This is a genomic window from Mucilaginibacter ginkgonis (assembly GCF_009754905.2).
Classification (GTDB): domain Bacteria; phylum Bacteroidota; class Bacteroidia; order Sphingobacteriales; family Sphingobacteriaceae; genus Mucilaginibacter; species Mucilaginibacter ginkgonis.
The window spans coordinates 1,613,385-1,638,822 of the sequence record NZ_CP066775.1 but is presented as its reverse complement, the minus strand read 5'-3'; the positions used below and the strand labels follow the sequence as shown (position 1 = coordinate 1,638,822).

24 protein-coding genes and 1 tRNA gene are annotated in these 25,438 nt (G+C 44.9%); 17 read left to right on the top strand and 8 right to left on the bottom strand.

Annotation, left to right across the window (positions count from 1 at the left end):
- From GO620_RS07615 to GO620_RS07600, 4 genes are all read left to right on the top strand, one after another.
- Nucleotides 1-1,266 carry an efflux RND transporter periplasmic adaptor subunit gene (locus tag GO620_RS07615; protein WP_244139477.1) on the top strand — a complete coding sequence of 422 codons (1,266 nt, stop codon included), beginning with the start codon at nucleotides 1-3 and terminating at the stop codon, nucleotides 1,264-1,266.
- Between the two features lie 15 nt (nucleotides 1,267-1,281).
- On the top strand, nucleotides 1,282-4,572 hold the full coding sequence (locus GO620_RS07610) for an efflux RND transporter permease subunit (RefSeq protein WP_157523920.1): 3,291 nt from the start codon (nucleotides 1,282-1,284) through the stop codon (nucleotides 4,570-4,572).
- 293 nt (nucleotides 4,573-4,865) lie between these two features.
- Nucleotides 4,866-5,480 carry a hypothetical protein gene (locus GO620_RS07605; protein WP_157523918.1) on the top strand — a complete coding sequence of 205 codons (615 nt, stop codon included), beginning with the start codon at nucleotides 4,866-4,868 and terminating at the stop codon, nucleotides 5,478-5,480.
- Between the two features lie 84 nt (nucleotides 5,481-5,564).
- Complete coding sequence (locus GO620_RS07600; RefSeq protein ID WP_157523916.1) at nucleotides 5,565-6,131, top strand: hypothetical protein; 567 nt, start codon at nucleotides 5,565-5,567, stop codon at nucleotides 6,129-6,131.
- A gap of 14 nt (nucleotides 6,132-6,145) precedes the next feature.
- Here the strand turns inward: GO620_RS07600 and GO620_RS07595 are convergent, their stop codons facing one another.
- On the bottom strand, nucleotides 6,146-7,339 hold the full coding sequence (locus tag GO620_RS07595; protein ID WP_198173523.1) for a pyridoxal phosphate-dependent aminotransferase: 1,194 nt from the start codon (nucleotides 7,337-7,339) through the stop codon (nucleotides 6,146-6,148).
- A gap of 93 nt (nucleotides 7,340-7,432) precedes the next feature.
- On the opposite strand from GO620_RS07595, the gene GO620_RS07590 reads away from it, so the two are divergent.
- Genes GO620_RS07590 through GO620_RS07575 form a run of 4 tightly spaced genes read left to right on the top strand, consistent with a single transcriptional unit; the run spans nucleotide 7,433 to nucleotide 10,734 of the window.
- A complete protein-coding gene (locus GO620_RS07590; RefSeq protein ID WP_157523914.1) occupies nucleotides 7,433-8,422 on the top strand; it encodes a cation diffusion facilitator family transporter in 990 nt (329 codons plus the stop codon).
- Entirely contained in the window at nucleotides 8,409-8,855 is a 447-nt protein-coding gene (locus GO620_RS07585) for an NUDIX domain-containing protein (RefSeq protein ID WP_157523912.1), read from the top strand. The genes GO620_RS07590 and GO620_RS07585 overlap by 14 nt, the downstream gene beginning before the upstream one ends.
- The gene (gene bioA / locus GO620_RS07580) at nucleotides 8,852-10,111 is read left to right on the top strand and encodes an adenosylmethionine--8-amino-7-oxononanoate transaminase (RefSeq protein WP_157523910.1); all 1,260 of its coding nucleotides are present in this window, start codon (nucleotides 8,852-8,854) and stop codon (nucleotides 10,109-10,111) included. The genes GO620_RS07585 and bioA overlap by 4 nt, the downstream gene beginning before the upstream one ends.
- Entirely contained in the window at nucleotides 10,108-10,734 is a 627-nt protein-coding gene (locus GO620_RS07575; RefSeq protein WP_157523908.1) for a hypothetical protein, read from the top strand. The genes bioA and GO620_RS07575 overlap by 4 nt, the downstream gene beginning before the upstream one ends.
- Here GO620_RS07575 and GO620_RS07570 read toward each other — a convergent pair.
- From GO620_RS07570 to GO620_RS07555, 4 genes are all read right to left on the bottom strand, one after another.
- Nucleotides 10,724-12,592 carry an LTA synthase family protein gene (locus GO620_RS07570; protein ID WP_157523906.1) on the bottom strand — a complete coding sequence of 623 codons (1,869 nt, stop codon included), beginning with the start codon at nucleotides 12,590-12,592 and terminating at the stop codon, nucleotides 10,724-10,726. The genes GO620_RS07575 and GO620_RS07570 overlap by 11 nt on opposite strands.
- A gap of 68 nt (nucleotides 12,593-12,660) precedes the next feature.
- Nucleotides 12,661-13,305: a DUF4412 domain-containing protein gene (locus tag GO620_RS07565; protein WP_157523904.1), complete on the bottom strand. Its 645-nt coding sequence runs from the start codon at nucleotides 13,303-13,305 to the stop codon at nucleotides 12,661-12,663.
- A 61-nt stretch (nucleotides 13,306-13,366) separates the two neighbouring features.
- On the bottom strand, nucleotides 13,367-15,505 hold the full coding sequence (locus GO620_RS07560; protein WP_200230799.1) for a ComEC/Rec2 family competence protein: 2,139 nt from the start codon (nucleotides 15,503-15,505) through the stop codon (nucleotides 13,367-13,369).
- Nucleotides 15,506-15,514: 9 nt separating this feature from the next.
- The gene (locus GO620_RS07555; RefSeq protein ID WP_157523900.1) at nucleotides 15,515-15,850 is read right to left on the bottom strand and encodes a MerR family transcriptional regulator; all 336 of its coding nucleotides are present in this window, start codon (nucleotides 15,848-15,850) and stop codon (nucleotides 15,515-15,517) included.
- Between the two features lie 69 nt (nucleotides 15,851-15,919).
- Here GO620_RS07555 and GO620_RS07550 point away from each other — a divergent pair, with 69 nt between their 5' ends.
- From GO620_RS07550 to GO620_RS07525, 6 genes are all read left to right on the top strand, one after another.
- Entirely contained in the window at nucleotides 15,920-16,336 is a 417-nt protein-coding gene (locus tag GO620_RS07550) for a DUF1801 domain-containing protein (protein ID WP_157523898.1), read from the top strand.
- A gap of 238 nt (nucleotides 16,337-16,574) precedes the next feature.
- Complete coding sequence (gene purL / locus GO620_RS07545; RefSeq protein WP_157523896.1) at nucleotides 16,575-18,800, top strand: phosphoribosylformylglycinamidine synthase subunit PurL; 2,226 nt, start codon at nucleotides 16,575-16,577, stop codon at nucleotides 18,798-18,800.
- Nucleotides 18,801-18,815: 15 nt separating this feature from the next.
- Nucleotides 18,816-19,187, top strand: coding sequence for an SMU1112c/YaeR family gloxylase I-like metalloprotein (gene gloA2, locus GO620_RS07540; protein ID WP_157523894.1), 372 nt, complete (start codon nucleotides 18,816-18,818; stop codon nucleotides 19,185-19,187).
- Nucleotides 19,188-19,211: 24 nt separating this feature from the next.
- Nucleotides 19,212-19,919: a tRNA1(Val) (adenine(37)-N6)-methyltransferase gene (locus GO620_RS07535; RefSeq protein ID WP_157523892.1), complete on the top strand. Its 708-nt coding sequence runs from the start codon at nucleotides 19,212-19,214 to the stop codon at nucleotides 19,917-19,919.
- Between the two features lie 3 nt (nucleotides 19,920-19,922).
- Complete coding sequence (locus GO620_RS07530) at nucleotides 19,923-20,201, top strand: hypothetical protein (RefSeq protein ID WP_157523890.1); 279 nt, start codon at nucleotides 19,923-19,925, stop codon at nucleotides 20,199-20,201.
- Nucleotides 20,198-20,689 carry a metallophosphoesterase family protein gene (locus tag GO620_RS07525; RefSeq protein WP_157523888.1) on the top strand — a complete coding sequence of 164 codons (492 nt, stop codon included), beginning with the start codon at nucleotides 20,198-20,200 and terminating at the stop codon, nucleotides 20,687-20,689. The genes GO620_RS07530 and GO620_RS07525 overlap by 4 nt, the downstream gene beginning before the upstream one ends.
- Before the next feature lies 1 nt (nucleotide 20,690).
- On the opposite strand, the gene rnhA is transcribed toward GO620_RS07525, so the two are convergent.
- Nucleotides 20,691-21,161 (bottom strand): ribonuclease HI, encoded by a 471-nt coding sequence (gene rnhA, locus GO620_RS07520; protein ID WP_157523886.1) that lies wholly within the window; start codon nucleotides 21,159-21,161, stop codon nucleotides 20,691-20,693.
- Nucleotides 21,162-21,494: 333 nt separating this feature from the next.
- Here rnhA and GO620_RS07515 point away from each other — a divergent pair.
- Nucleotides 21,495-21,568 (top strand) — tRNA-His (locus GO620_RS07515).
- A 58-nt stretch (nucleotides 21,569-21,626) separates the two neighbouring features.
- On the opposite strand, the gene GO620_RS07510 is transcribed toward GO620_RS07515, so the two are convergent.
- Nucleotides 21,627-22,115: an ankyrin repeat domain-containing protein gene (locus tag GO620_RS07510; protein WP_157523884.1), complete on the bottom strand. Its 489-nt coding sequence runs from the start codon at nucleotides 22,113-22,115 to the stop codon at nucleotides 21,627-21,629.
- A 232-nt stretch (nucleotides 22,116-22,347) separates the two neighbouring features.
- Between GO620_RS07510 and GO620_RS07505 the strand changes: the two genes are divergently transcribed.
- Both GO620_RS07505 and GO620_RS07500 read left to right on the top strand, forming a co-directional pair.
- Nucleotides 22,348-22,896 (top strand): YciE/YciF ferroxidase family protein, encoded by a 549-nt coding sequence (locus tag GO620_RS07505; RefSeq protein WP_157523882.1) that lies wholly within the window; start codon nucleotides 22,348-22,350, stop codon nucleotides 22,894-22,896.
- 1 nt (nucleotide 22,897) lies between these two features.
- Nucleotides 22,898-25,084 (top strand): catalase, encoded by a 2,187-nt coding sequence (locus tag GO620_RS07500; protein WP_157523880.1) that lies wholly within the window; start codon nucleotides 22,898-22,900, stop codon nucleotides 25,082-25,084.
- A 72-nt stretch (nucleotides 25,085-25,156) separates the two neighbouring features.
- Here GO620_RS07500 and GO620_RS07495 read toward each other — a convergent pair whose 3' ends face one another.
- Nucleotides 25,157-25,438 carry a type II toxin-antitoxin system YafQ family toxin gene (locus tag GO620_RS07495; protein ID WP_157523878.1) on the bottom strand — a complete coding sequence of 94 codons (282 nt, stop codon included), beginning with the start codon at nucleotides 25,436-25,438 and terminating at the stop codon, nucleotides 25,157-25,159.

The window sequence follows — 25,438 nt, the reverse complement described above, 5'->3', positions numbered from 1 at the left end:
ATGATGAAACTACGATACCCCGCACTTGCCTTAATGATAAGCGTAGGCTTATTCTCTTGCAAAGGAAAGGATGATAAACAAGCCCAGGCACCACAGGCTACTCCCGTATCTATAGACAGCGCACGGATAGCCAAAGCTATTTACTACGACCCGTACCAGGCTACAATTGTCGCTTTAAAAACTGTAGAAATACGCAGCCAGATACAAGGCTTCATTACCGGCATATTTTTTAAAGAGGGATCTGTTGTAAAACAAGGCCAGCCGCTTTATGAAATTGATAAACGCAAATATCTGGATGCATTACAACAGCAAAAAGCAAACTTAAGCAGCGCGATCGCTAACCAGGTTAAAGCACAAAAAGATGCCGACCGGTATTCGTTCCTTTTAAAAAATGATGCTGTAGCCCGCCAGACTTATGACCAGGCTATTGCGCAGCTGCAAACTAATAAAAGCCAGGTGGCAGTTGCAAGGGCTGCAGTGGCTTCCGCACAAACAGACTTATCATACGCTACCATACGTGCGCCTTTTACAGGCAGGATTGGTATTTCGCAAGTAAAGCTTGGCGCACAGATTACGCCGGGAAGTACTCTATTGAATACGTTATCATCAGAAAATCCAATCGCTGCTGACATTATCGTTAACGAGAGTGACATCAATCGCTTTTATGGCTTCCAGAAACAGGGCTCAGATTCAACCTTTCGCCTGCAACTGTCAGACGGCACTAAATATTTAAAGCCGGGAAAAATATTCGCTATTGATCGTGGCGTGAACAACCAAACCGGTAGTATAAAGGTACGTGTGCAATTCCCTAACGACCAGGACATTTTGAAGGATGGCATGAGCGCTGTATTAAATGTCTTGAATACAGTTTCCGGGGATAGGGTACAAATACCTTATAAAGCGATCACTGAGCAAATGGGTGAGTTTTTTGTATTTGTGGCGAAGGATACCACAGTAACTAAAGAGGACAGCATCAACACGGTAAAGAAAGATACTGCCGCAGCTAAAGCCGGTGGAATCCAAACTGGCAAGTATATGATCGCCAAACAGCAAAAGGTAACCATAGGCCCGCGTGTAAATGCGGATGTGGTTGTGTTGTCGGGCTTAAAAGCAGGTCAGCGTATTGTTACGGCCGGTTTCCAGAGATTAAAGGACGGCGGCAAAATCACTTTAGGACAGCCGCAGGGGCAAGGAGCTCCCGGACAAGGCGGTGGTCAGTCACAGGGCGGCGGACAAGGACAAACCGGTAAACAACAGGGAAAATAAGCAGAAGACACTAACATGATCGCAGATACCTTTATACGCAGGCCCGTAACCGCTATCGTAATTTCGATAGTGATAGTTGTTGTGGGTTTGCTCGCACTTAATAGTTTACCTATTGGTCAATACCCCGAGATCTCGCCGCCAACCGTACAGGTTACGGCTACATATACCGGTTCCGACGCGCTGACGGTTGAACAAACGGTAGCCACCCCGGTAGAAATACAGGTGAACGGCACACCGGGCATGACGTACCTTCAAAGTAACAGTACCAACAGCGGCCAAATGAACATGACCGTAAACTTTGAAGTAGGAACTGACATTAACATTGCCGCTCTTGATGTTCAAAACCGTGTTGGTATTGCTACACCAACATTGCCGCAAGAAGTGCAGCGTCTGGGTTTGACCGTTCGTAAACGTAATCCAAGTATTTTGATGCTGGTGGCCATGTATTCGCCCAATGGCAGCCACGCGGTAACATTCCTTGATAATTATACCAATGCGATTGTACGTGACGCGTTGTTGCGTGCCAAAGGTGTGGGCGACGTATTCACCCGTGCGGACGACTTTAGTATGCGTATCTGGCTTAAGCCAGATAAAATGGCCGCTCTCGGCTTAACCGCTGCCGATGTAACCGGCGCCCTTACTGAGCAAAACGTGCAGGTTGCAGCGGGTACGGTGGGTGCACCGCCTGCAAAAAATAACCAAACGTTTGAGTACACGGTATTAACTAAAGGACGTTTAGTAAAACCCGAAGAATTTGAAAATGTAATTGTGCGTACGCAGCCATCAACCGGTGCGATAGTACATTTAAAAGATGTTGCGCGCGTGCAGTTAGGTAAGTTCAATTACTCAGGTAACTCTTTTGTAGACGGCAAACGTGCATCTTACCTGCTGGTTTACCAGGCGCCGGGCAGTAACGCTTTGGAAACCGCCAAAAATGTTTACGCCACTATGGAACAGTTGAAACAGTCTTTCCCTGCCGGGATAGATTATGTAGTTCCGTTCGAGTCTGTTACTGTGGTAAAGGTTTCTGTGAAAGAAGTGGTTGAAACGCTGCTGATCGCGTTGTTACTGGTAACAGTTGTAGTATTTATCTTCCTCCAGAGCTGGCGCGCAACGTTGATCCCGGTATTGGCAATCCCTGTTTCTATCATTGGTACATTTATCTTTTTTATTCCGCTTGGCTTTACCATTAATACGTTAACACTATTTGGTTTCGTACTCGCTATCGGTATTGTGGTTGATGATGCTATTGTAGTGGTAGAGGCAGTGCAGCACCATATAGACGAGGACAAAATGTCGCCGTTTGACGCGACAGAAGCTGCTATGGCAGAGATATCCGCTCCGGTTATTGCCATCGCGCTCATCCTCGCGGCCGTATTCGTTCCGGTGGGCTTCGTACCCGGTATCGTTGGGCGGTTGTATCAGCAATTCGCCATTACTATAGCTATCTCTGTATTGATCTCTGCGTTTGTCGCGCTTTCTTTAACGCCGGCCTTATGTATGCTTTTATTGAAGCCGCATGAGCCTGATAAAAAGAAAAACTGGCTAGACAGGATGTTCGAGAAGTTTAACAACTGGTTTGAGCGCACGTCAGAAAAATATCAAAACGCGGTTGACTATTGCATAAAGCATTCTAAAACTGTTTTCATTGTCTTAGTTGTAATCGTGGGTGCAACTGTTTTCCTGTTTATGAACAAGCCGACGGGTTTTATACCTACAGAAGATGATGGCCGTGTGTATATTACTTATGATTTACCTGAGGCCGCTTCAACGCAACGAACTGTAGAGGTGCTACAGGGTATGATGAAAACGCTGGACAGTATACCGGCCATTGGCCACTATGCTGCTTTGGGCGGTTTGAACGTAGTAAGTTTTGCTACCAAGTCTAACAGTGCTACGATATTCGTTCAGCTTAAGCCGTGGGATCAGCGGGAAGACAAGCAATCGCAACTGTTTGCGCTTGTAGGGCAGCTGCAGCAAAGGCTTTCGAGATTTAAAGATGCAAGTGTCGTAGTAATACCGCCGCCGGCTATCCCCGGTTTGGGAAGTACGGCCGGTTTCTCATTTATCCTGGAAGAAAAACAAGCCGGAGGCGATATCAGCAAGTTTGACGCGACATTACGAAACTTCATTGGCGAGGTGTCCAAGCGACCTGAAATTGCAAAAGCTTTCTCGTTTTTTACGTCGCATACGCCGGCATATCAACTGACCATCGACAGGGAGAAGGCTAAGAAATTGGGTGTTCAGATATCGGATATTAATAACGCCTTGCAAGTGTATATGGGTAGCTCTTTCGTGAATGACTTTACCATCTACGGACGTAACTTCCACGTTGTGGCGCAAGCCGATACCAACTACCGGACAAACATCGGCAACATTGGCCAATACTTTGTGCGCAATTCTGCCGGTGCCATGGTGCCGCTAAGTACGCTCACATCTTACAAGATCATTGAGAACGCGCCGTTGATATCGCATTATAATTTATTCCGCTCTGCCGAAGTTGACGGTAACCCTAAAGAAGGTTATAGTAGTGGTGACGCTATTACAGCGCTCAAAGAAGTTGCCGCAAAGGTATTGCCTGAAGGTTTTGGTTATGAGTTTTCCGGGCTGAGCCGTGAGGAGATATTATCCGGTTCTAAGACGATCTACATCTTCGCGCTGTCGATCGCTTTCGTGTTCCTGTTTCTGGCAGCCTTGTATGAAAGCTGGTCGGTGCCATTCTCTGTATTATTAGCGGTACCACTTGGCGCGTTTGGCGCAATGCTATTTCTTACGTTAAAACCATCACTTACCAATAACGTTTACGCGCAGATAGGTTTGATTACGTTGATAGGCCTCGCGGCGAAGAATGCGATTCTGATAGTGGAATTCGCCAAAGAGCGTGTAGACAAAGGCATGGAAATAGAACAAGCCACGCTTGAAGCGGTGCGCTTACGTTTGCGGCCGATCATCATGACATCCCTCGCGTTTATGTTGGGTGTGTTGCCACTACTATTCTCGTCGGGCGCCGGTGCAGAAGCACGTAAAACAATAGGATGGACCGTATTTGGTGGTATGCTTTTCGCAACGTCGCTGGCTATATTTGTTGTCCCTGTATTGTTTAATGGCATAAGCGGGTTGGCTTACAGTAAGGAAAAACTTGCCGAGTTGCGTAAAAAGCATGAGGAAGATGAGAAAGCAGCCGAACATAAAGCACGGCACCAGTATGCTATTGTAAGCGGGGAAGCAAAGGAAAAGGCCAAACCAAAGGACGAAAAGGAATCCGATAAAAAGGATAATATTAGCGACGATGACAAGTCGAAATAAACAGTAAGAGGCTCAGGCCTCTTTTTTGTTTACAGGCTTTTGTACAGTATAAGTTACATTTTCACGGTTCGCCCCCCATTTTACTTAAGGACGGAAAGGTTAGTTTCGGTTTAACACGTCGTAACGATTGCGTTGGCTGTAAATTGTTGAAATACAGCTAAAAATGAGTGTTTTTATACCGGATTGAAAATTGTTCATACTTCAAAAAGTATTAAAATTGGTTGGAATGGCAAAGTATTTGCAAGTCGGCAGGCGATGATAATTTCATCAATTGTTTAATAAAACATACGACTATGAATTTTAAAAACTCAACAAAACTGGCGCTTACTTCATTAGCATTTGCCGGTTTACTATTTGCCGGTAAGGCAAACGCACAAGAAAAAAAAGGTTTAGCGAGCGGCAGCGATTCGCAAGGCTTTAGGATAGGCATCGGTGTAGAGCCGGGTATCCCGACAGGCGACCGTATTCGTCCATACTCTCATTTTGCTTTAGGCGGAAATCTGAGAGCACAATATGATTTGAAAGGACCGGTATCTTTAATGCTGACAGCAGGATACACTAACTTTTTCGGCAGAGACTACACTTCTAGCGCAACTATTGGCGGGACTACCGTAACCTCAACTACTAAAGCCCCGGATTACGGATTAATTCCTGTAAAAGCAGGTATTAAAATTTTTCCAGCCCACAACTTCTATTTTAGCGGTGAGGCAGGCGTCGGCTTCGAAACAAACAACAATTACGAAAATGCCGGAAATAAAAGTGCTAAATTAATTTTAGCCCCTGGGTTAGGCTTTGCTGAATCTTACACAGGTTTAGATATTGGTCTGCGCTATGAGAATTATTCTGGAGGCAATAGTGGAACTTTTGGACAAGTAGCGTTGAGAGTTGCTTATGGCTTCGGTAACTAACATCGTTAAATCCTCATCAAAACGCCCTTTCAATTAATTTTGAAGGGGCGTTTGTTTTTATACCTTTAATCCAGATATAAATTTATGAAACTGGGTATCCTGACAATATTTACTTTAGCTATTCTTACTGTAACACTTAACACTTACGCACAAGTGGTTAGCAAAAACCGCTTTTTTACAGGCAACGAAGACAAAGCGTGGCGATTCGGAATAGGAGCTGAAGTTGGCATTCCATTAGGCACTGACATCAATAATTATTCATCATCTGCCTTAGCCGGCAGCGCACGTTTACAATACGATTTTAAGGGCGCGCTGGCGTTAATGCTTACCTCTGGCTACACGCATTTTTTCGCAAAGAGCTATTCTCTTGGTAACGTTGCAATTAGCCCCAAAGATTACGGTATGATGCCGGTTAAAGTAGGGGCAAAGTATTTCGTCAGCAAGCAGTTTTATCTTAGTGGTGAGGTCGGCCCCGGTTTTGAAACTAGTGGCATGTTTAAAAGCACAAAGTTTATCTTCTCTCCGGGTATAGGGATAGTAGTGTCAAAAACAAACATTGATGTTGGCCTGCGATATGAGAATTATTCGGGAGGTAAAAGCGACAATTTTGGGTTAGTGTCCTTACGCGTAGCCTACGGTTTTAAATTGTAAGACGAATCACGCCTTTACCGGAGCTTACCCAGCGCCGCCTTGATTCTTTTAACTGCTTCTACGAGCTTTTCATCAGCGGCAGCGTAAGATAAGCGGATGCAGGTTGGGTCGCCAAATGAGTCGCCGCCTACCGTAGCCACGTGACCTTCTTCGAGAAGGAAAATGCTCAGTTCATTAGAGTTTGTTATTTTTTTACCATTATAGCTTTTGCCGAAAAATGAGGTCACGTCCGGGAAGAAATAGAATGCACCATCGGGCAGGTTAACTTTTAATCCGTCAATTTCCTTTAACAAACCATACACCAGGTCGCGGCGGCGTTTAAAAGCGTCGCGCATTGCATGAACAGATGCCAATCCACCCTGGTATGCAGCAGTACCTGCACGTTGCGTGATAGAACAGGTGCCAGATGTGATCTGCCCCTGCATTTTATCACAAGCGGCAGCAATTTCGCTATTCGATGCGGTGTAACCTATCCGCCAGCCGGTCATGGCATATGCTTTAGAAAAGCCATTGATGATAACAACTCGATCTTTTATGGAGTCGAATTGCGCGATAGATTCGTGGCCGCCTATGAAATTAATGTGCTCATAGATCTCGTCGGACAAAATATAAACATGTGGATTTTTCTCGAAAACTTTTGCAAGTGCCGCCAACTCATCTTTGCTGTAAACGCTGCCTGTAGGGTTACACGGTGAGGAAAACATAAATAGCTTGCTTTTTGGCGTAATCGCAGCTTCCAGTTGCTCGGGCGTAATTTTAAAATTTTGTTCAACCGTGGTGTTGATGAATTTGCTTACGCCTTCGGCAAGTTTTACCACTTCTGAATAAGACACCCAGTAAGGGGTGGGGATGATCACTTCGTCGCCCGGGTTAACCAAACATAGCACCGCGTTGGCTATAGCCTGTTTTGCACCTGTAGAAACTACAATCTGTGATGCGTCATAATCCAGGTTATTCTCATTTTTCAGTTTAGCGGAGATAGCTTTACGAAGATCCGGATAGCCTGCTACAGGCGTATAGTATGTGAAGTTTTCGTCCATTGCTTTTTTAGCCGCGTCCTTCACATAATCAGGGGTATGAAAATCGGGTTCACCAAAACTCAGGCTGATCACATCAACGCCCTTTGCCGCCAGTTCGCGGCCCATCTTGGCCATTTTAATAGTTTGCGACTCAGACAGATTATTTATACGGTTACTTAAAGCGTTCATTACAAAGTGTTAATAGCTACTGCGGGCAAATATAGAAAATTAGTTTACTGCATATTGGCGGGCAGTGCTTAAATTTGGGCTTAATCAACTGTTTTGCAACAAAAGCGCACCATTGTTCTTATTGCACTCGCTGTTAGTGTTGTGCTAATGCTGGCTAAGTTTGGTGCCTATTTTATCACTACCTCAAACTTTATACTAACAGATGCGGCAGAGAGCGTGGTAAACGTTTTGGCGAGCGCTTTCGCGTTTTTTAGTATATATCTTTCTTCGCAACCGCGTGATATTAATCACCCTTATGGCCACGGTAAGGTAGAGTTCTTTTCGGTGTTCATTGAAGGGACGTTGATCACTATTGCCGGCGTAACCATCCTTTTTAAATCGGCTTACAACCTATTTTACCCGCACGAAGTGCATAACGTGGTAAAGGGTGCAATAATCATTGGCATCACCGGGGCTATTAACGGCGGGCTTGGTTTCTATATGATCGCCAGGGGCAAGTCACTTAACTCTATTACCATTGAGGCCGACGGCCGCCATTTGCTTACAGACATGGTAACCAGCGGCGGACTGGTTGTTGGTTTGTCTTTAATGTACTTCCTTCCGTATTTATGGCTTGACAGCGTCTTATCTATGGGCGTCGCTATTTATATCGTTATAACCGGGTACAAACTGATACGCAGGTCTGTCGGCGGGTTAATGGATGAGGCCGACTTTGATACCGTTGAGCATATTGTGAAGATCATGAGCGATAACCGAAAGGACGCATGGATAGACGTACATAACCTGCGCGCACAAAACTATGGCCATGAGGTTCATATAGATTGTCACTTAACGCTGCCAAATTATTTCGACCTGATACAGGTACACGAAGAAGTAAAATCTGTGGAAGACCTCGTTAACCGGGACGCCGGCCAGCACGTAGAATTTTTTATTCATACAGACCCGTGCCTGCCCAAGTGCTGCCACTATTGCAATATGCCCAACTGTCCAATTCGTGCAGAGGCTAAGCGCATAGAAATTCCGTGGAACATGGAAAACACTACCCGTAACGCAAAACACTTTGAATTAGATGGCGCTGTTTAATGTTAGGGTTTACGGCCTTTTAATAAATGAAGTCAACGAGTTGCTGGTGAGCGACGAGCAGGAGTATGGCATGCGTTTTACAAAATTCCCTGGCGGAGGGTTAGAGTTGGGTGAAGGATTGACTGATGGCCTGAAGCGGGAATTTATGGAAGAATGTAATGCCGAAGTTGAAATACTCAGTCATTTTTACACTACCGATTTTTTTGTTAAATCTGCTTTCAATGATTCACAGATCATTAGCGTGTATTACAAAGTGAAAAATCGGTCACCACTTAATCTTAACTTCAAAACAACGGTATTTGACTTTGGCACTGATGATTTGAAACAGGTGGTACAATGTTTCAGATGGGTGCCGCTAGGCACGCTAACAGAAAATGAAATGACTTTCCCCATCGATAAACACGTGGTGAAACTTTTAAAAGAACAAATATGAGTCTTGCCGAGCGCGACGCAAAGGTGATCTGGCACCCCTACACCCAAATGCAAACTGCAGGTTTACCCGTAGGCATTGTACGCGGTGATGGTGCTTGTGTATATGACGAGGACGGGAAAGAATACATAGATGCGATATCAAGCTGGTGGGTGAATTTATACGGACACGCTCATCCTTATATCGCGCAAAAAGTTGCCGAGCAATTGCGCAAACTGGAGCACGTGATCTTCGCCGGCTTTACGCACGAGCCTGCCGTAGAACTGGCGGAGCGTCTGCTAACTATCTTGCCACCAAATCAGAAGCGGGTCTTTTATTCTGATAACGGCTCGACCGCGGTAGAGGTAGCTTTGAAGATGTGCCTTCAATACTGGCACAACCAGGGCATTACCAAAACCAAAATTTTGGCATTCAAGAATGCCTACCATGGCGATACTTTTGGTGCGATGGCTGTGAGCGGGCGAAGTGTATTTACTGCCGCGTTTGATAATATGTTGTTTGAGGTAGAATTCATTGATTTGCCAAATCAGCGTAATATTGATAGCCTCAAGTCGCACATCTCACATCTTAAGTCAGAATTAGCGTGTTTTATTTTCGAGCCATTAGTGCAAGGATCGGCAGGAATGATCATGTACGAGGCCGAATGGTTGGAAGAGTTAATTGCTTATTGTAAAGCAGAGAATGTCCTAACCGTTGCCGACGAGGTCTTTACCGGATTTGGCCGCACAGGTAAACCGTTTGCTACAAACTACATCACTACCCTGCCAGATATTTATTGCCTGTCTAAAGGCCTCACCGGCGGGACCATGGCCATGGGGGTTACCACTTGTACCAGCGAGATATTCAATGCCTTCCTGTCTGATGATAAAATGAAGACGCTGTTTCATGGGCATTCTTACACCGCCAACCCGGTGTCATGCGCAGCAGCTTTAGCCAGCATGGACTTGTTTACATCTGCAGAAACGCAGCAGAATATAGACAGGATCATTGCACGTCATCAAGCATTCGGAGAGAAGATTAAGGCTCATTCGAAGGTTAAAGATCTAAGACAAACAGGGACCATCATCGCTATTGAATGGTACACAGAAACTTCGTATTTAAGCCCGCTTCGCGACAGGTTATACAACTACTTTTTAGATGCCGGCATCATTATGCGCCCGCTGGGTAACATTATTTATATTTTACCTCCGTATTGTATTACAGATACGCAGCTCGACTATATTTACGCAAAAATTGAGCAAGCCTTAGAAGATATATGAGTTTAAATACCGTTTTAGAAAAGATAGTAGCCGATGACCATTTGCACGCACGCTGGTTAAATACATTGTCGCTGATGGAAAATACCGGGGCGCGAAAAATATCCGCTTGCGAAGACTCCGAGACTGTAACCTACATCATCTTAAAACACGCGGCTGAGGAGCACCGCCATGCGTTTTATTTAAAAAAACAAATAGAGAAAACTGCTATTGATACCTGCCCGACTTACGCTACCCAATATCTGGTGGCGCCTTACAGTAGTAAATATTACTTAAACCAGCTGGACGTTTCTGTTTGCCGGTATTTAAAATCAACATTGAATTTAAAAGGTGCTGAGTTGCGTTTCGCTGCATACCTGTTAGTTACTTATGCTATCGAGGTCCGTGCCGATGAGTTATACCCGGTTTACCAGGATGTGCTTACTGCGCAAAGCAGCAAAGTGAATGTTAAGTCCATTATCCTGGAAGAAGAAGGTCATCTGGAAGAGATGATCAATCAGCTTAAATCATTTTCACCGGATTGGGAAACGCATGCTCAAAAAGCTGTGGAAATTGAAACCGGCCTGTTTAATCAATGGGTTGCAGAGCTTAACAAGGAATTACTTGGCGAAGCTGTTAATAATTAAGATACTGCGTAAAGATCTTTTGCAGGTAGGCCTGGCCTTTTAACAATTGCTTATCGGTTTGCTGTTGTGTGGCGTTAGCTTTGGTATTAAAGATGATCTTGTCGCCCTCGTTATCATAAGAAACAGATTGCTGAGGCTCCATAAAACCAAGGCCGTTATCCCAGTCAAAAAACGCGAATTGTTTACTATATGGGTTAAGCAAGTCCTTTGACCATTCAAAGCTTTTGTGGCTGATTTTTAATTGAGCAAGCAGTGTTGCTGCTATATCTGTTTGGTTGCCCAGCAAGCTAATCTTTTTACCGCGGTACCCTTCTTTTATAACATCGCCGAAAAAGAGCAGCGGAATGTGATATTTTGCAGGATCATATGCCTCTGAAGTATTCCTGGGCAAGCGGTGGCCATGGTCGGCAACTAAAATAAAAAGCGTATTCTTATACCAGTCGGTCTTTTTTGCCTTTTGCAGATAATCATTCAGCACAGAGTCTGTGTACCAGGCCGTACTTCTAAATAGGTTGCTCTGATCTTTACCGGGAAAATGATGAGCGCCCTGCAACTCAAACGGCTCGTGGTTACTTAACGTTTGTACGTAACAGAAGAAAGGATGTTTCTGTCGATCTAGAAAGCCGATGTTCTTGTTGAACATTACACCATCATACGCTCCCCACTTAGAACCAATTTCTTTTTTGTTAAAGCTTAACTCATCTATTACACTATCAAAGCTGTGGTGCTTTATGTACGAATCGAAATTCATATAGCTGCTTTCGCCGCCATAGAAATAGGAGGTAATATAGCCTGCTTTTTTTAATGCGACCGATATAGCGGGCAGTTTACGCTGCTTGCTATCAGCGGTGATAATTGTACGCGTTGCCTGCGACGGGAAGCCGCTCAAAATTGCCACTATCCCCTTATCTGTACGATCGCCGGCAGCATAAATATGATCGAAGAACAGGCCGTTTTTGATAAATTCTTCGAAGTGTGGCGCAACACCTTTGTCGCCACCCAGAGATTCTATGATGTCTGCAGTGTAGCTTTCTAACTGAATGATTACCACATTGGGACGGTAAGTCTTGAGAATGCTTGTGGTTACATCCCTTTTTACTGTATATAAGCTATCTACTATCTGGTAAGCCTTTTCGAGCGGCAGGTATTCATACGGATTGTAAGGGCTGCGCAGGTTCTCCACCACATTATTCATCAGGTTCCACTCAGTATTTAATACCGCCTGATTAAGTATCTGTTTATTAGAAAAATAGGCTCTGTGCTCGTTAAGCGGTGCACCGCGTAAACCACCGCGGATCAATACAAAGGTTACAAAGCAAAGCAGCAGTGATACCGGGATCTTGAATTTTATTTTTTCGACGGGTTTTTTAAAATTGAAATCGACAACATACAGTGACGTCGCCACTCCAAGTACCAGCAATACTACACCTATAATAATACTTGATGCGATAGGGGATGAGCCACTCGACGCTACAGCCTCCGCAGGTGCGTTATATATGGTATTGAATACCCTGTAATTTACCTTAGTGCCCCATTCTGTGAAAATACCCAGGTCGAGTATGGTTAAAAACGCAATTGCGAATACAAAGAACCAGGTATATACCTTAAGCCAAATTGGCTTTACATGTGTATTGGGGAAGAACCATCCCACTACAAAGACCAATACCGGAATGATGCAGAGATAGGCAGAAGCGGAATAATCGAGCCACAAGCCATGACTAAAGGTTTGCAGCACCTCTAAGGCTGACAGCCCCTTGAACTTGTTGTAAAAGTAAAGTTCAAAAGTTACACGCGAGAAGAAGAAGATGATCAGCCAGAAAACAAAGTAACGGGCAAAACTAAAAAAGCTTCTTAACATGGGGCGCAAAAATAATTAAATGCCCTAATGTTAAGAAGCTTATATTATAATGTAAATCTAATTTTTAATTAGTGACCGCCACGCATGTTTTTAAGGTCAGTCAATGTGATCTTGTCAAAATCGGCAGGAACGCTAAATGTACCTGCAGGCACTTTCTCATCGCTGATAGATTTTACGCTCATGCTGATTTCCTGACCCATTTGTACAGTAGTGAATTGGATAGGGAAACCACCTGCAGAAGCAAAATATTTAGTCAGCACGTTAACAGGTACAGTAAAATCGTTGGTTACCCAAACGTCGTAGCTTTTGCCTGTTTTGTCATCTTTAGCAGTTACTTTTTTACAGTTAAAACCGTTGATCACTTTAGTTTCAGATGTCGGTGTGAAAGTGAAGCTTGGTTCAGAGTCTTTCGCTTCCTCTAGTTCTGCCGGTGTAGCGATAGCTGCCTTTTTCATATTAGCAACAGGCACATCTATTAGGATAGCCAAATAGTCGCCGCCTTTAGCCATTATGGTCTTAAAAGACGCAGGGCCTTGTTTTCCGCTGGTTGAGCTTGAGTCGCCTTTGAAATACATTTTAGAATCTACGTTAGTACCCATTACGGTAGCGGTGTATGAGATAGATCCTTCTTTGTACGCCTTTTGAGCAGACGCTGTAAAAGCTATAGTAGTTAACGCGATGCCCGAAACAAGGCTTAATAAGTTTAATTTCATGAGTTAATTTATTGGGTTTTGTTGTTAGATACTTATTCTCTTAATAGTTTAAAATCAATCGTCATTTAGATACCACAATTAACGATTTGTTACGCTTCAACACAACAAATTTAATTTTTAAGTGCGAAGCCTCATCTGCAAGGCGCTTTAAGGTTGCTGCAGAATTTGTTGAATCGATTATCAGCAGATCAAATTTATAACTGGTTGCCAGGAAACCAACGCTTGTTTGCGGGTTACTTGTTACATAAAGGTACGACACATTTATCTTTTTCGGCGGAATAAAGTTTTCAATTTCTTTATCGAACAATAGAACGGTTGAATTTAGACTCTGAATGAGGTGACCTTCCTTAAGAAACCAATTGTTTCGATAATCATCGGTTAAAGAATGGATAGCCAGATCGCTAATGCCGCTGCTGTCCGCAGCAGGCTTAATGTTATAAGTGAATAGTTGGTCAGCAGGTTTAATGTCTGAAATAGTTACGCCATCGTGCCCATGTTTAAAAAGGATCGCCGGGTGCTTGCTAATGGTGAGGAAAGTAATACTGTTTGTATTTTCTGCGGATATGGTTTTAACTGTAAATGATACGCACAGCAGTAATAAACAATTTAAGCTAAACAGTAGTATGGCTTTACACTTGTTGAACGCGAAGTAGAAGAACGCCATCAATGCAATAAATAGCAAGGCACACTCAGCCCCTGTGAACCATATCCGGTCTATCGTCGAAAACCTTTGCTGCTCGATGAGGGTCAAGCCCTTATTCATGATTATGATAGTGTATTCAAGACCTTTGTATATCAGATTGCCGATGAATCTGATATTACCGAACAGCATGACAAGGATGCCGCAAAACAGTGCGAGCTCTGACGGGATGATGATGAGCAGGTTGCTGAGTAAAAAGTAAAGCGGAAATTGATGAAAATAAAAGGCGCTTAGCGGGAAAGTGATCACTTGTGCTGCCAGCGATGCGGAGATCAAATACCAGAATTTACGCGTCCATTTATTTTCGAAACTAAACCAGTTGAAGATCACCGGCTGTAGAACAATGAGTCCGAAAACCGCAAGATAGGAGAGTTGGAAGCCAATATCTGTAATGAGTAACGGGTCGTAGACCAGCAATAAAAAAGCAGAGAACGCCAATAAATTGATCTGATTAACGTTACGAAAACCAGACCGGCCGATAATGATACATGAGAGCATAATGGCAGCCCGGCACACCGGTGGCGAAAAGCCTGTGAGCATTGCATAAGCCCAAATAAGCAATATGCTAAGCATGCTTTTGACCCATCTTGCCCTTGCCGACACACCCAAAAAGCCGAGAACGAAGTTAATGAAGACGTATACGAAAGCCACGTGCGCCCCTGATACAGAAAGTACGTGAATGGTACCCGTTTTTGAGTAGACCTTCTGAACCTCGGCACTCAAAGTTGCTTTATAACCCAACACAAGGGTAGTGGCAACGGCGGCTGCATCTGTATCCTTAATATTCGCCATGAACTGTTTGGCAAAATGCTGCCGCAGCTGCAATGAATAGGCAATGACGGGGTTACCTGTATTGCGCCTGACAATTTTATACTGACCCGGAAACAGAAAGCTTTGATAATAGATATGGCGATTAGCCAGGTAGTTTTTATAATTAAAAGCAGCCGGATTGTAAGGCGCATATACCGGCTTGTAATTAGCCGGGATCAGTAACTCATCGCCATATTTAAACAAGTTTGCGGTATCTGCCAGAACAGTAAGTATCAATTGGCCGCTCGCGGTCGCCGTTTTACCTTGAGTTTTCGAAGCTTTTACATCCGCGCTAAAGTGCCAGTATTTGCCTTTTAAAGTTGGCTCGGTGTTGACCATAACCACAAGATGCTCGCTATGCCGTTTACCAAAATAATCAGCCGCGTTTCTGGTGTCGCGCAACTGTACCATCAGCATTCCCCCTAAAAAGAATAGCAAATGGAGCAAAGCGCCACCAAGCCAGTTGAATTTGTAAACCTTCAGCTTTGCGTAGAAAACATTAAGCATGACAAAACCCAAAAAAACAATGCAAAATATTGCGGCGAAAAGAAATGATACACCCAATCCTTTGGCTACAGACAATATTATGCCCGCGATGGAGGGCAGCACGTAGACTAAAAAGGGGACTTCGCCTTTATGACGGGCAATCATGGTAGGGTTTATAAAGCTATCCCGTAATGGGTACAGCAATATAAACAATTAAAGGTTATCGCGCACTTCGATCAGGAAATCGCGCATACTTTCCAGGCTGGCAATAATTCGCTGCTGGTTTTTCTCGGCATCTGTATTTTGGCTCATATAAGCCCGGGCACCTTCTATGGTAAACTTCTTATCGCGGATAAGATGCATGATGATCTTTAAGTTCTCGACATCTTCTGCGGTGAAATGGCGGTTGCCCTTTTTATTCTTTTTGGGTTGCAGGATGTCAAACTCCTTTTCGTAATAGCGTAAGAGCGATTGATTTACGTTGAACATGGCCGAAACTTCGCCCATGGTATAATACAGCTTATTAATGTCACGTTCTTTGTACGCCATACGCAAATATATAGTAATGCTTTGTGATTAGTTGATGCAGAAACTTAACTTTATGAAAATCAAATCTATATGGCAAAAAACAAAACCACAGAAACTGCCGCCAGCGTTGGCGATTTTATTGCTGCTGTGGCCGATGATTTAAAACGGGTTGACAGCCAAAAACTGGTATCCATTTTTGAAAATGTCACCGGGCAGCCGGCAAAAATGTGGGGAGCGGCTATTGTAGGCTTCGGCAGTTATCATTATAAATATGACAGCGGCCATGAAGGCGATGCGCCTTTGGTCGCGTTTTCACCAAGGGCCAATGCCATTTCACTTTACCTTTCTTCGCAGTTCCCCACCCGGGGCGGGTTGCTGCAAAAACTGGGTAAGCATAAAAGTGCGAAGGCATGTATTTATGTGAAAAAGCTAAATGATGTTGATGAGGGCGTGCTAAAAGAGATGATCAGGGACGCATACCTATATTCTGAAAAGTTTCATCAATAAATATTCGCGACGCTTTTGCCGTTGTGAAGTTTTCAAAGGCTTACATGCAACTTGTTGGTGACAACACCAACAAGGGCGGCAACTTCTATCCTCGCTCGATATTCTTTTACAGTTTATTTCACCACTCACCGTTAACCCTTTTAACAAACCTGCTATTTATCAACTTCATAATGTTTTAACTCATCCTATCCCCATTTTTCTTAATTTCGCCTATCCTTTCAATTTAACACATACTACATTGGAGAATCCGGAACTTACCACCGTTGAAACCGCCAAAGATTTAGGCTTACTACCACAAGAATATGACCGCATAAATGAAATATTGGGCCGGGTGCCAAATTTCACAGAGCTGTCTATATTTTCTGTGATGTGGAGCGAGCATTGCTCCTATAAAAACTCTATCAAATGGCTTAAAACGCTTCCGCGCGATGGTTCACGCATGCTGGCTAAAGCGGGTGAAGAAAATGCCGGCTTGGTAGACCTTGGCGACGGCATAGGGTGTGCCTTTAAAATCGAATCGCATAATCACCCTTCTGCCTTAGAGCCGTATCAGGGCGCTGCGACAGGTGTGGGCGGCATTAATCGTGATATTTTTACCATGGGTGCGCGGCCAATTGCGCAATTGAATTCGCTGCGGTTCGGCGATCTGAGCCTCGACCGTACTAAATGGCTGGTTAAAGGCGTAGTTAAGGGTATTGGTGATTACGGTAATGCCTTTGGCATTCCTACAGTTGGCGGCGAACTATTCTTCGATGAAAGTTATAATGTAAATCCGCTGGTGAACGCCATGAGCGCGGGTATCGTAAAAGCCGGCGAGACAGTTTCGGCTACTTCTTATGGCGTAGGCAACCCGGTTTATATTGTTGGCTCGGCCACAGGCAAAGATGGTATACATGGTGCGGCTTTCGCGTCTAAGGATATTACGGAAGATTCTGTTAACGATTTGCCGGCTGTTCAGGTAGGCGACCCATTCCAGGAGAAATTATTATTGGAAGCTACGCTCGAGGTAATTAAAACCGGTGCAGTTATTGGCATGCAGGACATGGGCGCGGCGGGTATCATCTGCTCGAATTCTGAAATGAGCGCCAAAGGTGAACATGGCATGATAATCTGGCTGGACAAAGTGCCGATGCGACAGGAAAATATGAAGCCTTATGAGATCCTTTTGTCAGAATCTCAGGAACGCATGCTTATCGTGATAGAAAAAGGCCGCGAAGCAGAAGTGCAGGCGATTTTTGACAAGTGGGACCTAAACTGCGTAGCTATTGGCAAAGTGACCGATACTAAACGTTTGGTTTATTATATGGACGGCGAAATTGTTGCCGACGTTCCGGCTGACGACCTGGTCCTTGGCGGCGGCGCCCCGGTTTATGACCGTGAATATACAGAGCCTGCTTACTTTAAAGAGTATCAGAAATTTAAGATAGAGGACGTTGCAGAGCCCGCCGACCTGGTTGATGTTGCCGAGCATTTAGTGGCACACCCCAATATTGCCTCAAAACGCTGGGTGACCAATCAGTACGACTCGATGGTAGGTACAGCTACAATGACGACCAACCGCCCGAGCGACGCGGCAGTGGTAGCGGTAAAAGGCACCAACAAAGCGATAGCCTTAACGGTGGATTGTAACTCGCGCTATGTAAATGCAGATCCGCAAAAAGGCTGCAGCATTGCCGTGGCAGAGGCTGCGCGCAACATTACCTGCGCGGGCGGCGAGCCGGTTGCAATTACTAATTGTCTTAATTTTGGCAACCCATACAAACCCGAAGTTTTCTGGCAGTTTGTAAGTGCCATTAAAGGTATGGGTGAGGCTTGTACGAAATTCGACACACCGGTAACGGGGGGTAACGTAAGTTTCTACAATCAATCGAGCGATGAAGGCCCGGTTTTCCCTACACCAACTATTGGTATGTTAGGCGTATTGGATGATAAGGATAACATCATGACTTCCGACTTTAAACAGCCGGATGACCTGATCTACTTAATCGGCGAATCGAAGAACTGTATCGCCTCGTCACAGTACCTGGCGTCATACCACAATGTAAAAGCATCGCCTGCGCCGCACTTCGATCTGGAAAGTGAGTACGCAATGCACCAGGTAGTTAAGCAATTGATATTGAATAAGGTGATTCAGTCGGCACATGACATAGCTGATGGTGGTTTATATATCAACTTACTTGAGTCCTCGATGCCTAATGGTTTGGGGTTTGATATTGCGTCTGACAGTGAGATCCGCAAAGATGCTTTCCTGTTTGGTGAAGCGCAGGGCAGGGTTGTGGTTTCTGTAGCGCCGGATGATGAAGCGCGATTTGTAGAAATGATGGCTGCTTCAGAAACACCTTTTAGTTTATTGGGAACAGTCACCCACTTGGGGAACTTAATTGTCGACGGCGAGTTATTCGGCAATATCACTGACATCAAATTGGTATACGATAACGTTCTGCATGTAGCACTGGGCGATTAACCGGCATTCGATCAAATGCTGAAACTTAGTAAGATACACCACATCGCCATTATTTGCTCTGATTACGAGGTGTCTAAACATTTTTACACCGAAATACTCGGGCTGGATATCGTACGCGAGGTTCATCGCGAAGCACGGCAGTCTTATAAGCTTGATCTTTCCGTCGGCGGCGACTACCAGATCGAACTATTTTCTTTTCCGGGTCCGCCTGCGAGGCCTTCAAGACCCGAGGCACAAGGCTTACGACACCTGGCTTTCGAAGTCGGTAACATAGAAGATGCGCTGAGAAGTTTACGGGATAACGGTGTTGTAGTTGAGCCCATTCGCGTTGATGAATTTACCGGCAAACGCTATACTTTCTTTGCGGACCCGGATGGTTGCCGCTAGAGTTGGTGGAGAAGTAAGATTAACATGGTCTTTCAATTCAAGCAATTTGCTGTAGACCAAACAGGTTGCGCCATGAAGATCAATACAGATGGCGTCTTGCTTGGCGCTTTGGCAAATCACATTAATCCAAAACGAATTCTTGATATTGGCACAGGTACGGGCGTCATAGCGCTCATGCTGGCACAGCGTTATTCCTCCGCTGTGATTGATGGTGTAGAGATTGACAAACTTGCAGCAGCAACGGCTTCACAAAACTTTGCAGCATCACCTTTTGCAGACAGGCTGAATTGCTCCTCGCAAGGGTTTGAAAAATTCTTTGATCAAAACCACGACATCAAGTACGACCTCATAGCCAGCAACCCACCGTTCTATATCAATTCGCTTAAATCACCCGCCGATCAAAGGACTGTTGCCAAGCATGCGGATAAGGAGTTTTTTAGCAAATTCATCGCCGGGGTCTCAAACCACCTGACCAATGTCGGTTTGCTATGGCTAGTTTTGCCTCTTGCTACAGCCGAGATGTTGAAGGAGATAGCCTTAGCGCAGGGATTGTTTTTAGTAGCGCGAATCGATATTAGTTCATACCTAGGTTCTGAACCACACCGCCAAATTGTTGCTTTTTCATTTTCAGAAACCTATCTTAACAGCGGCAAACTAACCATTTACCATGAACCTAAAAGTTACACCGCTGAATACTCGGCGTTGTTGAAAGACTTTTTTACTATTTTTTAGAGAATGAGAATCCTTAATATTTTGATGATCGTGCTGCTGGGCGTCTATCTTGTTATCGGTGGCTTAACCATATGGCAGGTATACCACACCTACGAACATGTATCTATCCCGCCACCCTTATTAAAACGCCTCGTTTATCCTTATCAATTATTCGAAGGCCTGTGTGTTGTAGCGACTATTTATGTTATTAACCGTTTTTTGAAGAAAGCGTATGCACCCGCAGTTTACGTAGCATTTGTCTTTATCATTTTGAGCGGTATTTTCTTCGCGTTGCATAAATGATGCGTATTGGGTTGATTTCTGATACCCACGGCTATTTGGATGAAGCCGTTTTTAAACATTTTGAAGACCGCGATGAGATCTGGCATGCGGGCGACTTCGGTACTATCGGCTTAGCCGACCAATTGGCCGCTTTTAAACCGCTTAAGGGCGTGTACGGGAATATCGATGGGGCAGACGTACGCGCCGTTTACCCCGAGCATTTGCGGTTTAAGTGTGAAGATCTTGATGTTTGGATGACCCACATTGGCGGCTACCCCGACCGGTACAGCGCTAAGGTCAAACCCGAGATCTATACCAATTCGCCGGGGCTGTTTATCACGGGGCATTCGCACATTTTAAAGGTGATATTTGATAAAAAGATCAATTGCCTGCACATCAACCCCGGAGCGGCAGGTAAGCAGGGCTGGCATAAGGTGCGAACGCTGGTAAAATTTAGCGTTACCGGCGATAAAGTACACGACGTTAGTATTATCGAAATGAAGCGGTAAACTACAACAGTTTTGCCTTAGCGCTTTCTGCCTCGAACACTGTGTCTATCAACAGGTCTTTTTGTTTGTAGGCGGCAACAGCCAGCTGGTCGCAGCGCTCATTTTCGGGGTGGCCATTATGACCGCGTACCCAAGTAAATTTAATCTGGTGAAGTTTACTTAATTCGAGATACCGCAACCACAAGTCTTTATTTTTCTTGTCCTTAAAACCCTTGGCTACCCAGCCATGTACCCATCTCTTTTCAATAGCGTCGATCACGTACTTTGAGTCGCTGCAGATCACAACCTGTTGATTTGGTGCTTTTAATGCCTCGAGGGCCTTAATAACGGCAAGCAATTCCATGCGGTTATTTGTAGTTTTTCTGTAGCCTGCAGACAGTTCTTTATAATGCTTGCCTGATCGCAGCACCACACCGTAGCCACCCGGGCCGGGGTTGCCGCTTGCAGCACCGTCAGTGAATATCTCTATCATAAAACGACGCAATTATAGGAAATTAATAATTATTGCTGATCCGTCAGCTGACGGACGGGTGTAACATGTGACAGTATATATACTGAATACTGACTTATTAGTATCTGACGCTTAGTTGTCAGCATTCTAACAGCTTGATTATCAACAATGCACGATCATGTCAGTGTAACATAACTCGTCAAAATCAAGCAAAAGTGTCACACATCTGTAACGGGTGAAACAGTGATACAACCATGTGAGTAAACGTTATGCTTGCGTCTTTAGAGAGGATAAATTTTGCAAAAAAGCATTTGCAATGCCTGCATATTATGTTATTTTTGCACTCCCAACACGGTAGATGTAGCTCAGTTGGTTAGAGCATCGGTTTGTGGTACCGAGGGTCGTGGGTTCGAGCCCCATCATTTACCCTAAAGCCTCTCAGGCAACTGAGAGGCTTTTTCATTTGCATATTAAGTCTACCAATAACTACTTCCCCTCTGCTGCCTTCTCAAGGATCTCAATAGCCACCTCGTTGCCCTGCTGTGCCGCAAGGTCAAACACAGAGAGGCCGCGCGAGTCGACTATCGATATGTCTGCGCCCTTGTCCACTAGCAGTTGGACAATGTCGTTACGCCCAAACATAGCCGCGAACATAATAGCGGTGCCGCCATTACCGTGCTGTAAATCAAGATCTGCCCCGCGGTCAATCAGCAACTCCGCAATGTCTTTGTAGCCTTTAAAACAAGCACCCATTAAAGCGGTGTTACCACCAAAATCAGTCCCGTTGACATTTGCTCCGCAATCCAGCAGTAGTTTGGCGGCCTCGGCTTGTTTGTTATAACAAGCTATGATCAGGGCGGTATAACCCTGGCTGTTACGGCCTTCCAGGTTGTCAGCTTTGGCGATAGCTTCTTTTAATACAGCTAAGTCTCCCGCGCGTGCGGAATCAATTAAAGATTGTGTAGCGTCTTCCATATAATCGATTCGGATTGCAAGATCAAAATGTGATATTAGAACGGGTACTTCAAACAACTGTTTTGATTATTAAAAAAATAGGATATAACTTTTCTTTTTAATTAAATCTAATAGAACAAATGTCTTATTCAACGGTTGCTTAATTATCCGAATCTGCTTCCGCAACCAATATTTAAAGCCCTTCCTATTCGGATCAAAGCACCACAAATAAATCATATTATAAATACACTTTATGAAAAAAGAAACCGGAGACCCCAAGTTTAGCACCAAAACGTCGCCCGAGCAGCAACCGGCATTGTTAGAGCTATTTGTAGACAGCATTAAGGACATTTACTGGGCAGAGAACCACCTGGTAACCACCTTGCCAAAAATGATCGCCGCAGCTACATCGAAAGCGCTTATCGATGGCATTGAAAAGCATCTCGAAGAAACTAAAATTCATGTAACAAGGTTGGAAAACATTTTTAACCTGTTAGAAGAAAAAGTGCAGGCACAAAAATGCGATGCCATGGAAGGCCTGGCCAAAGAAGGTGAAACCATTGTCGAAAGCACAGAGGCAGGCACCGCTACACGCGATGTAGGCATTATACTGGCTTCTCAAAAAGTAGAGCATTATGAGATAGCCACCTACGGCGGCCTACACCAGCTTGCTGTTACACTTGGCCTGCAGGAAGTTGCCGATATACTTGCCGAAACATTGGCAGAAGAAAAGGCTGCGGACGAACAATTAACTCAGGTTGCCGAAAGCGACATTAACTATACAGCGGCGGAGGAAGCATAATATGGCAGCAAAGAAACCATCACCAAAATTGGGTACCGAGCAGGCGATCGACAAGAAGCTTGCCCCGCAGCCGGATAATGATAAAACCACTAGTCTTGCGCCGCATACCGCGGATGCCCTTGGCGAAAAAATGACCACCAATACCGGTTTGCCCATTAATGACGATCAAAACTCGTTAAAGGCAGGCGAACGCGGGCCGTCGCTCCTGGAAGATTTTATCTTCAGGGAAAAGATGACCCACTTTGACCACGAGCGTATCCCAGAAAGGGTAGTGCATGCCCGTGGTTCCGGCGCGCATGGCGTGTTCAAACTATACGAACCTATTCCAGAATTAACTAAGGCGGGTTTCTTGAACGACGCGGAGATAGAGACGCCGGTGTTTGTGCGCTTCTCTACGGTAGCAGGGTCAAGAGGCTCGACAGACCTTGCCAGGGACGTACGCGGTTTTGCCGTTCGTTTCTATACACAAGAAGGCAACTTTGACCTGGTGGGTAACAACATGCCGGTATTTTTTATCCAGGATGCGATTAAATTCCCCGACCTGGTACACGCCGTAAAGCCTGAACCAGATAATGAAATTCCGCAGGCGGCATCGGCCCATGATACGTTTTGGGATTTTATCTCACTAACACCGGAGTCGGCCCACATGGTCATGTGGCTGATGAGCGACCGTGCCATACCACGAAGCTACCGCATGATGGAAGGTTTTGGCGTGCATACTTTCCGCTTTGTAAACGCCGAAGGCGTAGCCAGTTTTGTAAAATTCATTTGGAAACCATTGTTAGGTGTACACTCCGTAGCGTGGGACGAAGCGCAAAATATCTCGGGCAAAGACCCGGACTTCCACCGCCGAGACCTGTGGGATGCTATTGAAAGCGGTGCCTACCCGGAGTATGAACTTTGTGTGCAGATTGTGCCCGAAGAGGATGAGTTTAAGTACGATTTCGACTTATTGGATGCTACTAAGATCATTCCAGAAGAATTGGTACCTGTCCAACGCATTGGCAAGATGACGCTAAACCGTAACCCGGATAATTTCTTTGCGGAGACGGAGCAGATAGCATTCCACCTGGGGCATGTTGTGCCGGGTATAGATTTTACTAACGACCCATTATTGCAAGGCCGTTTGTTCTCTTATACCGATACGCAACTGACCCGGTTGGGCGGTCCGAACTTCCAGGAAATACCTATCAACCGCCCGGTGGTGCCTGTGCATAACAACCAGCGCGATGGCTTTATGCGCCAAACCATTAACAAGGGGAAAACCAGTTATAATCCAAATTCACTGTCCGGCAACGACCCTCAACAGGTTAAGGCGGCAGAAGGCGGCTTTGTAAGTTACCTGGAAAGGATAGAGGCGCGCAAAATGCGGGCAAAGAGCAAAAGCTTTTTCGACCATTTTAGCCAGGCCAGGCTGTTCTTTAACAGCCAGAGCGAACCCGAAAAAAATCACCTGATAGACGCGCTGACCTTTGAGCTGGGCAAAGTAAAAACAGTGATGGTGCGCGAGAGGATGTTGGGCATACTTGCGCAAATAGATAAAGGCCTTGCAGCACAAGTGGCATTCGGCCTTGGTTTACACATTCCAGAAGCGCTGCCTGTAAACCAGCATGTGCCTGCAGACGGTGACCCTGCAGACTACCAGTCGATACAAGTGGAAGGCTCTTTAGACAGATCTGAGCCTTTAAGTATGGCCAATACTGTAAAGGATTCAATTAAAAGCCGGAAGATAGCGATCCTTGCGGCCGATGGGGTAGACGATGCATCACTGACGACAGTTAAGGAAGCCCTTGAGGCAGAAGAAGCAGTGGTAGAGATCATTGCACCAAGGCTGACCATCACAACGGCCGGTGGCAAAATAATACCCGCCGATCACAGCTTCTTAACAGCTGCGTCTGTATTGTTCGACGCCGTGTATGTACCCGGCGGAACAAACTCGGTAGCGACTTTGGAGGCCGAAGCTAATGCGGTGCATTTCCTTAACGAAGCCTTTAAACATTGCAAATCAATTGCCGCGCATGCGGATGCCATGCAGGTTATAGACGCTACCTACTTTAGCAAGAAAGTACAAACCGATGAAGGCGTGATCGTCGGCGATGACAATGCCGCGCTTGCAGATCAATTTATTGCAGCCATTAAATTGCACCGCTTTTGGGAACGCGAAAAACCTCGACTGATCCCGGCGTAAATAAATGTGTTAATGAACAATGCCTCTCAGGAAACTGAGAGGCTTTGTTGTTTACTAAAACAAGATCTCTACTCAAAATAAGTCTGAATGTGAACCGGTTCGAACCAGTTCAAGCAAATTGATTTTTTCATTTTCATCCCAAATCAACAGTAGATCCGGCTTCACATGGCATTCCCAATAACCTTTGTAATTCCCGCTAAGCTTATGAGGTTTGTGCTTTTTATCGAGGCCTTTATGCCCCTTCTTTGCAAGGATACTTATTAAGTCTTTTAAAATGTCCAGATCTTTAAGCGATCGCTTTTTCAGCAATTTTAAATCTTTAAGAAACTTAGTAGACGTGACAATTTCGAACAT